This window comes from Mesorhizobium sp. M1066 (assembly GCF_040318635.1).
In the GTDB taxonomy this organism is placed as follows: domain Bacteria; phylum Pseudomonadota; class Alphaproteobacteria; order Rhizobiales; family Rhizobiaceae; genus Mesorhizobium.
The window spans coordinates 24,929-35,095 of the sequence record NZ_JAMYMR010000050.1; the positions used below are offsets into that span (position 1 = coordinate 24,929).

9 protein-coding genes are annotated in these 10,167 nt (G+C 61.1%); 8 read left to right on the forward strand and 1 reads right to left on the reverse strand.

The annotated features are described in order from the left end of the window. Position 1 precedes the first annotated feature (1 nt). The 7 genes from NKH52_RS31945 to NKH52_RS31975 all read left to right on the forward strand — a co-directional run bounded on the left by NKH52_RS31945 (position 2) and on the right by NKH52_RS31975 (position 7,705). Positions 2–670 carry a hypothetical protein gene (locus NKH52_RS31945; RefSeq protein ID WP_352677108.1) on the forward strand — a complete coding sequence of 223 codons (669 nt, stop codon included), beginning with the start codon at positions 2–4 and terminating at the stop codon, positions 668–670. 38 nt (positions 671–708) lie between these two features. Next, positions 709–1,170, forward strand: a complete 462-nt coding sequence (locus tag NKH52_RS31950; protein ID WP_352736216.1) for a DUF4189 domain-containing protein — start codon at positions 709–711, stop codon at positions 1,168–1,170. Then, positions 1,155–1,703: an invasion associated locus B family protein gene (locus tag NKH52_RS31955; RefSeq protein WP_352736215.1), complete on the forward strand. Its 549-nt coding sequence runs from the start codon at positions 1,155–1,157 to the stop codon at positions 1,701–1,703. The genes NKH52_RS31950 and NKH52_RS31955 overlap by 16 nt, the downstream gene beginning before the upstream one ends. 421 nt (positions 1,704–2,124) lie before the next feature. After that, complete coding sequence (locus NKH52_RS31960) at positions 2,125–3,573, forward strand: TolC family protein (protein ID WP_352441933.1); 1,449 nt, start codon at positions 2,125–2,127, stop codon at positions 3,571–3,573. Positions 3,574–3,612: 39 nt separating this feature from the next. Further along, entirely contained in the window at positions 3,613–5,745 is a 2,133-nt protein-coding gene (locus NKH52_RS31965) for a type I secretion system permease/ATPase (protein ID WP_352736214.1), read from the forward strand. Between the two features lie 42 nt (positions 5,746–5,787). Further along, positions 5,788–7,077 carry an HlyD family type I secretion periplasmic adaptor subunit gene (locus NKH52_RS31970; protein WP_023809952.1) on the forward strand — a complete coding sequence of 430 codons (1,290 nt, stop codon included), beginning with the start codon at positions 5,788–5,790 and terminating at the stop codon, positions 7,075–7,077. Continuing rightward, entirely contained in the window at positions 7,067–7,705 is a 639-nt protein-coding gene (locus NKH52_RS31975; protein WP_023809951.1) for a ribbon-helix-helix domain-containing protein, read from the forward strand. Before NKH52_RS31970 ends, NKH52_RS31975 begins: the two co-directional genes overlap by 11 nt. Before the next feature lie 23 nt (positions 7,706–7,728). Here the strand turns inward: NKH52_RS31975 and NKH52_RS31980 are convergent, their stop codons facing one another. Beyond that, positions 7,729–8,670 carry a transglutaminase-like cysteine peptidase gene (locus NKH52_RS31980; RefSeq protein ID WP_352736213.1) on the reverse strand — a complete coding sequence of 314 codons (942 nt, stop codon included), beginning with the start codon at positions 8,668–8,670 and terminating at the stop codon, positions 7,729–7,731. A gap of 323 nt (positions 8,671–8,993) precedes the next feature. On the opposite strand from NKH52_RS31980, the gene NKH52_RS31985 reads away from it, so the two are divergent. Then, positions 8,994–10,167 (forward strand): hypothetical protein (locus tag NKH52_RS31985; RefSeq protein ID WP_352736212.1); only part of this gene is annotated, 1,174 nt, incomplete at its 3' end.

Sequence of the window (10,167 nt, forward strand, 5' to 3'; positions counted from 1 at the left end):
CATGAGCCAGCAGGACCAGTTCACGTCCGCGAAACGCACCCCGACCGTCGAGGCGGATCGGCAGAGGCGGGCCGAGTCCCCAAGGCGGCGCTGGCCACGCGTGGCCGGGTATTCACTGCTGGGATTGGTCGTGGCGGGGCTTGGCTTCGCCGCCGGGAACTATGCCGCGATCGCCAATCTGGTCGGCGGCGCGACGGCCGCACCCGCAGAAACAGCGGCGGCCCCCGGGCTTCCGGACACGCCCTTCCTCGAGCATGTCAAGCAGGCCGGGGTGCAGGCCTGCTCGACCGTCTATCCGGTGCTCGGACAGATTCTGACGAACGGCACGAAATACAGCGTCAAATCCCTGTGGAACGACCAGGCCGCCGACAAGCACGCCATTCAGGCCTTTGTCGGCATGGATTATGCGTCGGAACGCTATAGCGGACCGGCCGCCGGCATCGTCTTCGCATCGCCCACCGCCACGGGTTGCGAAGGGGCGATGGTGCGGGTGGCGCCATTCGCCAGCCCGTGCGCCGACATCGCATCCATCCTGCCGCAGGGCAGCAAGATTACCGACCATCTCGGGCAGGTCGAGGTCTACGAACTCGGCGGCAATGCCGGCGAAGCGCTTCTCCTGCCGACGGGCAAAAGCTGTGTGGTGATCTCCCTCGCTTCGGCGGCGAAGTAGGACGCGAAGCGATTGAGGTTAAGGAAAGGATGCCGACCATGAGATTGCAGGCTTTGGCAGTTTTGGGCTTGACCCTGTTGTGGAGCGGACAAGTCGTCTCGGCCGACCTTGTGGCCCCACCGGAGCCGCAACAGGAGGAAAAAGGCATCTGGGCGGCTATTGCCTATTCGCAGCCCGATAGCAAATACGGCTTCTTCTGGGGCGCCGACAAGCGGCAGGAAGCGAAGGACATCGCACAGAAATATTGCGAGAACGCGGGCGGAAAGGCCTGCAACGTCGTCACCGTCTTCCGCAACCACCGCCATTGGAATGATGACGACGAGACCGGCTTTCCCTACAAGCATTGCGGTGCACTCGCCGTGGCGGACAAGGTGGAGAACCGTTTCACGCCCTGGGGCGTGAACTCGGCCGAGACCCGTCGCGAAGCGGAGGATCTCGCTTTGCAGGCCTGCGAGGCGACGGGAGAGAAATGCAAGATCCGCGAATGGGTCTGCACATGAAGCTTGGCCCGAAGGCCGTCTCCGCATGTGGGGCAATCCTGTTTTCGTTGATGTCGCCGGTGTCTGCCCAGCAACAGGTGGCGGCTGTCCCGGATGGACCCTCATCGCTGCGTGAGGTCTATCAGGACTGGAGTGTAACCTGCTCGGTTCGCGAGAAGGCGAGAGTGTGCTCGCTCGCGCAAGACCAGGTCCAGCAGAACGGGCAGAGGCTTCTTGCCGTGGAGATCGCGGCACGCCCGGACGGCTCGACGACGGCTACCCTGCTTCTGCCCTTCGGCATCCTGCTCGACCCGGGCGTGACGCTGCAGATCGACGATCAACCGCCACTGTCCCCGCAGCGCTTCAGGACCTGCCTCCCGACGGGTTGCGTCTCCGTCTTTACCGTCGATCGGCCGACGCTTGGAAAGCTGAGGGGAGGCTCGGTGCTGAAGCTCAATGTGACGACGGACGCCGAGACCCCGCTGAGCTTCCCGGTCTCGCTTCGCGGCCTGACCGCGGCGCTCGACCGCATGGTGGCGTTGAGCGCAAATTAGGGTGCGCGCTGACCCAGCTTTTGGCGGCAATCAGCGACATGACGCGCACGCCGGCCGCCGCGACGGAGTATTTTGGGACGCGGCTGCCGAGAGGGCGTACCTGAAAATGGCTCAACTTCAGGTTGGGTCATCAACAGCCGCCATACCCACATGGCATGATTCTGGCCATATCGGCCCACTGACCTGCCGTTTTTCGGGCTATCCCGCAGAGTGCGGCGTCCGGATACAACCGTAGCGAGCCGACGTTATGTGCTATTTTTGCTACATCTCGCAGCCTTGTTGCCCAAAAAGGCTATTTAGCGACTTCTAAATCAATAATCGCTCACATATTTCGTGAATTTGTGAATAATCCACCGACGGGCAGGCCTTGGCTTGGTTAGCGCTCTGAAAAGGACGCTGGGGAAACGTTAGGGTGGGATTGATGAATACGACAAACATGTCGACCATAGGCAGGCGCCTTGGTCTTTTGATGGCGGCCACCATGCTGACCTGCGGGAGTGCTCATGCGCTTACGCTCAAGGAGGCGATGGCTGTCGCGGTGGAATCCAATCCCGAGATTGGACAGGCGATCGAAAATCGCGAAGCAATCGAGTTCGAGTTGCGGCAGGCCAAAGGCCTTTATCTTCCCAGTGTCGATGTCGAGGCATCGGCCGGCGTTCGCCGGCTCGACAATTCATCCCGGCGCTCCCTTTCCATCGAAGACGATGCGCTCTATCCGGCTGAAACGGATCTTACAGTTTCGCAGACGCTTTATGACAGCGGCGCAAGGCGGGCCGAATTGAACCGCCAGGCATCGCGCGTCGACGGCGCTTCGTTCCGTGTGCTGGAACGGTCCGAATTCATCGGGCTGTCCGTTGTCCAGGACTATCTGGAATACATGCTGCAGGCTTCGATCGTTGTCGAAGCGAAGAAAAATCTCGGCTTCCACCAGGGAATTCTCGGCGACATCCGGCAAGGCATTTCGGGCGGCGCGCTGAACGAGGCCGACCGGCAGCAGGCCGAGGAACGGCTGTTTGCTGCCAAGGCGCGCATGCAGGAGGCGACCGAGGAACTGGAAGCGGCCAAGATCCGCTTCTTCAAGACCGTCGGAAAGCCACTGACCAGCCCTTCGAGGCCGGGCGATGTCTCGGCCGCGCTCCCGCGCTCGCTTGACGAGGCAATAGGGTTGGCGCGCGAAAGCAATCCGCGCGTGCACATGGCCAACAGCGACATCGACGCGGCGGCCTCCCTCGTGGATGCCGCACGGGCTAAATTCGGCCCCTCCATCATCGCTGAAGGTCGCGCCCGGGCGGGAACTGACATTGACGGCGACGATGGCGACACCAGCGACCTGCAGGCACGCGTGGTCCTGCGGTGGAATCTCTACCGCGGTGGTATCGACAAGGCCAACGAGCAGGAGCAGATCCGCCGCACCAGCGAACAGCGTCTGGCGCTGCATCAGGTGCAGCGCGAAATCGAGGAAGCCGTTCGCACGTCGTGGGATCGTCGTTTCCGACAAGCCGATCTGGCGAAGACCCTGAGGCAGCAAGCCGCCGCCAATGAGAAGCTGGTCGCTTCCTATCGCGAGCAGTTCAAGGTTGGACAGCGCTCGCTGCTCGACGTGCTCGACGCGCAGAATACGCGGTTCAACACGGCAACGCTGGCGGATACCGCGTCCTACGCATCGCTGTTTGCCCAGTACCGGCTTCTGGCCGCGACCGGACAGTTGCTGAAAACGATGAACCTTCAGCCGGCAAAGCAGGCGACAGCCTATGCACGCACCGAGTTCGCAGCACCGGAAACCGCGGACACCGAGACCTATGCGCGGACGCCGTCGGAGCAGAAGAACGACCTGCCATTCGATATCCTCGCCCCGGTGAGGAAGAAGTAAGACGACGCAAGGTCCAGCGAGCGTCCTGACGGGCAGATCGTGAACCAGCAACCCAACATCCTCTCCCCCAAGGAGGCGTTCAAGGCCTGCTTCTCAGCCGTTGCCGGATATCTCGGCAGGCCGAGCGCGGAGACCGTGCTGTTTGCCGGCGTGCCGCTCTCGGACACGCGAATTGCGGTCGACGACATCAGGCACCTTGCCGAACGCATCGGCCTGGAAGTCACCGAGTTCAGCCACCGGGATTTTCTCAGGGGGCGTATCGATCTGCCCGCAATCGTCTTTCGCGTCAGCCAATTGCCCGTTGCCCTGCTCGCTCTAGGCGAAGACGATGCGTATGTCACCGCGCCCCAGGAAGACGGCCGCACCGCGATCGGCCGATCGGAACTGGCCGCCAGCTACATCAGCGGCGGCGCTTCCTTCTCGATCACCTACGCCAATGCCGCCGAGACCATGTCGGTCGGCTCGGCGGCCAGGATCGAGCGGAGACATTGGCTCACGGGGACGATGGGCGCTTTCTGGCGCACCTATTCGAAAGTCGTCCTGGCGGCGGTGTTCATCAATCTGCTGGCCATAGCCTCGCCGATCTTCACCATGAACGTCTACGACAGGATCCTGCCGAACAAGGCAATATCGACACTATGGGTGCTGGCTCTCGGCATCGGCGCGGTCATCCTGTTCGACCTGCTTTTGAAGACGGCCAGGGCCTCCCTCATCGACTATGCCGGGCGCAAGGCGGATCTCCGAATATCCTATCTGCTGTTCGAGAAAGTGCTGAACTCGTCGCTGTCGGCGCGCCCCGGATCGACCGGTGAATACGCAAACAGGGTCACGCAGTATGAATTCGTCAGGGAGTTCTTCACCTCGAACACCATAAGCGTGTTCATCGACACGGCATTCGTCTTCGTCTTTCTCCTTGTGATCTATGCAATTGGCGGCTGGCTGGTGATCATACCGGCGCTGGCCTTCGTGATGTCCGTCATCGTCGGCCTGATCACTCAGCGCCGCATCGGCAAGCGCGTCGCCGCCTCGATGAACGAAGCGTCGCAGCGCCAGGCCCTGCTGGTCGAATCCATCTCGACGCTGGAGACCATCAAGTCGCTGCGCGCCGAGGCGTATCTGCTGCGAAAATGGGGGGAGCACTCCAAGAACGCCGCCAACACGTCCGAGAAGATCAAGCAGCTTTCGGCGGCGGCGGGCAACATCACCCAGTCCATACAACAGCTGGTGACCGTCGCCCTGGTCGTGGCCGGCGCCTATGCCTTCTCGGAAGGGCATGTTTCAACAGGAGCAATCATAGGAACGGTGATGCTGGCGAGCAGGGCCGTGGCGCCGCTCGGCCAGATCGCCATAACGCTGTCCCGGTTCCGCCAGGCCATGCTCTCGCTGAGAATGGTGAATTCGATCATGGCTCAACCGGAAGACCGACCTGACACGGTGGGTTTCGTCAACCGCCCTATTCGCAAGGGGGCGATGGTGTTCAGGAACGTCGGGTTCGTCTATCCCGGCTCGGAGAACGAGGTTCTGACCGGCCTGAATTTCTCGGTGAAGCCAGGGGAGCGGATCGGCATCATCGGCCGCATAGGATCGGGAAAGACGACGATGGGGCGGCTGATCGGCCGGCTCTTCCTGCCGACTTCCGGTGAGTTGCTGCTGGATGGGATCGACATTCGCCAGTATCACCCGTCCGAGGTTCGCGCCGCGGTCGGCATCGTTGCGCAGGCCGGCGACCTGTTCTCGGGCACCATCAAGGAAAACCTCCTGATGGCATGCCCCGAGGCTACAGACGAACAGATCATCGAAGCTGCAAAGGCGGCCGGCGTCGACGATTTCGTTTCACGCCACCCGCGCGGCTACGACATGAATGTCGGCGAGCGCGGCACCAATCTTTCCGGCGGCCAGAGGCAGACGGTGGCGATCGCGCGCCTGTTGCTGACCAAACCGAAAATCGTCTTTCTGGACGAGCCGTCGGGCTCGATGGATCTTGCATCGGAACGCCAGTTGATCAAGCAGCTCAAAGTCGCCTTTGACCGCGACACGACGCTGATCGTCTCCACACATCGGTTCAGCATGCTTGAGCTGGCCGACCGCCTGATCGTTATCGAACGGGGCAAGATCGTTGCCGACGGACCGAAGGACCAAGTCATACAGGCGTTGCAGAAAACAAGCGCCTGACAAAACAATTATTGCTGCATCCAATGCGTTGGGGCGTGGGAAATGCTTGCCAGGGAAGATCGACCGCCGCTGTTTGCGTCGGCGTCCATATTCATCATCGGAGCGCTCTTCGTGGTCTTTGTCGCCTGGGCGTCCTTTGCCGAAGTCGATGAGATCGCACGCGGCGACGGCAAGGTCATACCCGCTTCCAAGACCCAGATCATCCAGGCGAGTGAAGCCGGTGTCGTTCAGGAAATCGCCGTGACGATTGGCCAGGTCGTCAAGAAGAACGATCTCATCATTCGTCTGGACAACACGCTCAATACGTCCAGTCTCGGCGAGCAGCAGGCCAAGGCGCGCGCGCTGGAAGTGCGCATAGCAAGGCTGAAATACGAACAGGCCGGCAATCTCTCGGGCCCATTTCCGTGCCCGCAGGACATCCAGTCGGTCGCTCCGCAAATCTGCGACAATGAACAGAAGCTGCTCATTGCCCGGCGCGGGAACTTCGACAACAAGCTGTCCGTGCTCAAGTCACGCCTCGATCAGCGCGAGAGGGAACTGGCCGAGGCGGTGGCCAATTCCGACCGTCTGACCAAGAACCTGGTCGTCAGCGACCAGGAGGCAAAACTGGTCGACGCGATGGTCAAGAAAGGCCTGATGGCAAGGACCGAGCAGCTCCGGGTAGAGCGCGAACAGACCGAGCTCAACGGCCAGCTGAACCTGGCCGGCGAAACAATAAAGAAGATCAAATCGTCGATCACGGAAGCCCAGCTGCAGGTCGAGGAACTCGGCCTGCAACTGCAGCAGGAGGCGTTGGACGACCTTACTCAGGCGCTGGCGGAACTTTCGGTGGTGGATGAAACCATAAGGGGGGCCACCGACAAGGTCGCGCGCACCGATATCCGGTCTCCCGTGGATGGCATCGTCAACACGCTGGAGCTCAACACGGTCGGGGCCTTCGTCCAGCCCGGCGCCGTCGTCGCCGGCATCGTGCCAACCTCCGAGACGTTGCTGGTGGAGGCACGGGTCTCGCCACGGGATGTCGCGTTCATCCGTCCCGACCAGGAGGCCCTTATCAAGGTCACCGCCTATGATTTCTCGATCTTCGGCGGCATCGAGGGCAAGGTCTCCAACATCACAGCCGACAGCCTGGTCGATCAGAAAACGGGGGAACCCTACTATCAGGTGCGCGTGGCGACGGACAAATCGACCCTTCAAAGAGACGGCAAGGCCTATTCGATCATTCCCGGCATGATCTGCTCGGTCGACATCAAGACCGGGCGCAAGACAATCCTGCACTACCTCCTGAAGCCGATCAACAAGGCGCGCGAGGAGGCGATGAGTGAGCGGTAGCGCCAGCCCTCATCCTGATGGCGAGCGACTGCTTCCGCCAGTCGCGGCCGAGGATTTTGGGCTTGAATTTCGGGTCGTGGCGCGTGGCGGCATAAGACGCGGCATCCGCTTGGAGCGGGCATTCTGGTTTTCGCTGAAGCAGATGGCCGAACGCAGGAAATGCACGATCGGCATGCTCATCGACGAGATCGCCGAAAGCCAGGCACAGACAGGCAATTTGACATCCGCGATCCGGGTGGCCTGCATGCGTGGATTGGCGGATGAAAACCTGACCTTGCGAAGGCTTGCATCGATCAACACCATCAACGCCATACTGGTCGCTTGCCCGTCTCCGGCCTTTGCCCTGGCATCGTCGAAGAAGATCCTGTCGTTCAACGCGCCGTTCCAGCAACTGGTCAAGCGTCAATTGCCGATAGCCCCAAGCGATGATGCACGGCACGATCTCAAGCTGGCATTGGACCTCAACGTAGCCGACATCTTCGCGCGGCTCGATGCCAATGGCGAATCGCCGGTGGCCACCGGCTTTGTCATCGGTGCGGGTGATCGTCGGTACCGGGGGCAATTGAATGCGGTGCGGGCTCCGGTGCTCGAGCCAGAGCTGCTGATGGCGTTCGTCTTCGGCGGTTGAATCACCACCAATCCAACGAGAACTTATGGCTGAAAACCTTCGCCAGGTGCGACGGTTGCGAAACCGCCTTTGATGTCAGCCATCTGGGCTCCGCCCGGTCTTGATCCGTGGATCCAGGCCCGGTCCGTGCTGAACGAATAAAGCGGAACGTAATCCGGGAGATCGCTGTCACGCACCACAGTGTTGCTGAGGCTGTCGAGAATGAAGGTGCCGCTGCCTGTGCTCACCGACAGCACTGCGTGAAAGAAGCCTCGCTTGCGATCCTGGAGAACAACCAGCGCCATGCTCTGCGTCGGGATGCCGGCCCTCAGCAGGGCCGTCATCTTGAGAATGGCGAAATCCTCGCAGTCGCCGGCTCGCCGCTCGAGAATCTCCGAAGGCTTCGCCCAATAGTCGAGCTTGCCGTAGACGACGCTGTCTTTCCTGTAGGCGATCAGGCGATTTACGCTGCTGTTGACGAAGGACAGCTTTTCGCTGAATCCCTTGCCTTGAGCGGCGGCGATCATGCCGGCGAAAGCCGCGCTCTTGTGCTCGCAGGGGCTGCCTGCCGAACAGGCGGCGATTGCCCGGTAGACCGGCGCCCAGCGAGCTGCGACGGGAAAATTGCGCATGGACAAGGCAACCGATCCGAACACCCCCGGAATGATCGACGCGGTCTGCACCGGATCTATCCCGGCGTCATCTTGCGCCGTTGACGAGCCATCCCCGCGGCCAACATCTGGGCCATAGCTGCCGGTGACCATGCCGATCCGGTAAGCGGCCGCAGGCTGCCAGGGCTGCGGCCTCACTAGCGAAACACCGCCGAGACAGGGCGGCGTCTGCACCTTTTCCAGAGCCGTGCCGGGTGCGGCGACATCACTGGAGACGGCGCTCGCGAATGACGGCCCCGCCAGGCCGACAAGTCCGATTGCCAGCAGGAGCATCTGGAGCCCGGTTTTTCCCGGAACTGATTTTTGCTTTTTCATAACGCCCACCTTTGACTGTGGACGCTACCAATCTTGTCTCAAATTATTGGAAAGGAAGGTGGATAAAGATCCAGCAACTGCCCCTATCCATTTTGTTTAAAATTTTACTAAAACTTATACTTTGATTTACCAAAAGATCCCGGCCAGCCCTCCGTCAGGGAGGCCTCCAGAATGCAGCATATATCAGGTTATATTGCTGCGGTTTACCACGTGTAAAAAATGCCGAGCAATGCATATCATAATATATGAAATAGATTAGGGAGCAGTTGCAAAGTAGAAGTGGCCGCTGTCTCTATCCGGTAAATATCGGAGGGGTTTCAGCCATGACGAACAATATCGAGTTGGACAGCTTTTCGGGTTCCTTGAACGAGCATTCCGCGCCCAATGAACACGGCGATCAGACATCGCCGGCGGAGATCCGGGTCGCGCAGGCAAGTTCGACGCAGCAGCCCGCGCCGGCAGCGTCCGAACCGGTGCCGGTCGATGTCGGCGGCGGAGCGCCTGTCAAGCCAGAAGCCCCCGCGGAAGCAAAGGCACCGCCGGCAGCTGCGCCGCACGAATATGTAGCCGACGCCAGCCACGTGGTAAGGCTTCCGGCCAACGCCTCCATCGACAACATCAAGGTCGACGGCCAAAACCTTGTGCTCGAACAGGCCGACGGCTCGGTGATCGTGATCAAGGATGGCGCCTTGAACGTGCCGACCTTCATCATTGGCGACGTCGAGGTGCCGCGCGTTGCGTTGCTGGCGGCGCTGGAAGCAAGCCATGTCGACGTTGCCTTCGGCGCCGACGGTTCCATGTCGGCTGGTCCTGGCGGTTCGAATTCAAGCGCGGGCGGAGATTTCTCGGTTCCCCCCGGCGGCATCGGCGACGGGTTCGACCTGTCGGCCCTGTTGCCCCCGACGGCTCTGCAGTTCGGGCTGCTGGACCGGCGCGAGCTGTTCCCCTCGATCGTCGACAGGCAGGTTACAGTGACGGCAACGTCACTGCTTGCCCCGAGCGAAGCGGCCAGTGAAACTGGCCTCGATGGCGGTGGGGCGCAATCTCCGGGTAGCGAAGCGCCGACCGACAAAGAAACGTCCAGCACCGGTACGATCAGCATAGACGCGCCGGATGGAATTGGCTCGATCGTCATCAACGGTGTCACCGTCACCGGCGTCGATCAGCACATCCCAGGGCAGTACGGTTACCTGACGATCGTCTCCTTCAATCCGAGCACCGGTGCCATCGAATACAATTATACGGTGACCGAATCGGTTTCCCATACGGATCAGACACCCGGCTATGATCCCAGCACCGACACGGTTCCTGAGAATTTCACCATCACTGTCACGGATGTCGACGGCGATTCGGCCAGCACCAGCTTTGCCGTCGCCATCGTCGACGACGTGCCAACGGCGGTTGCCGACACTGACAGCGTGACGGAAGACGGTGCGACGGTCGCGGACGGCAACGTCATCACCGCCAGCGGCGGCGCGGACGCGAATGTGACGGACG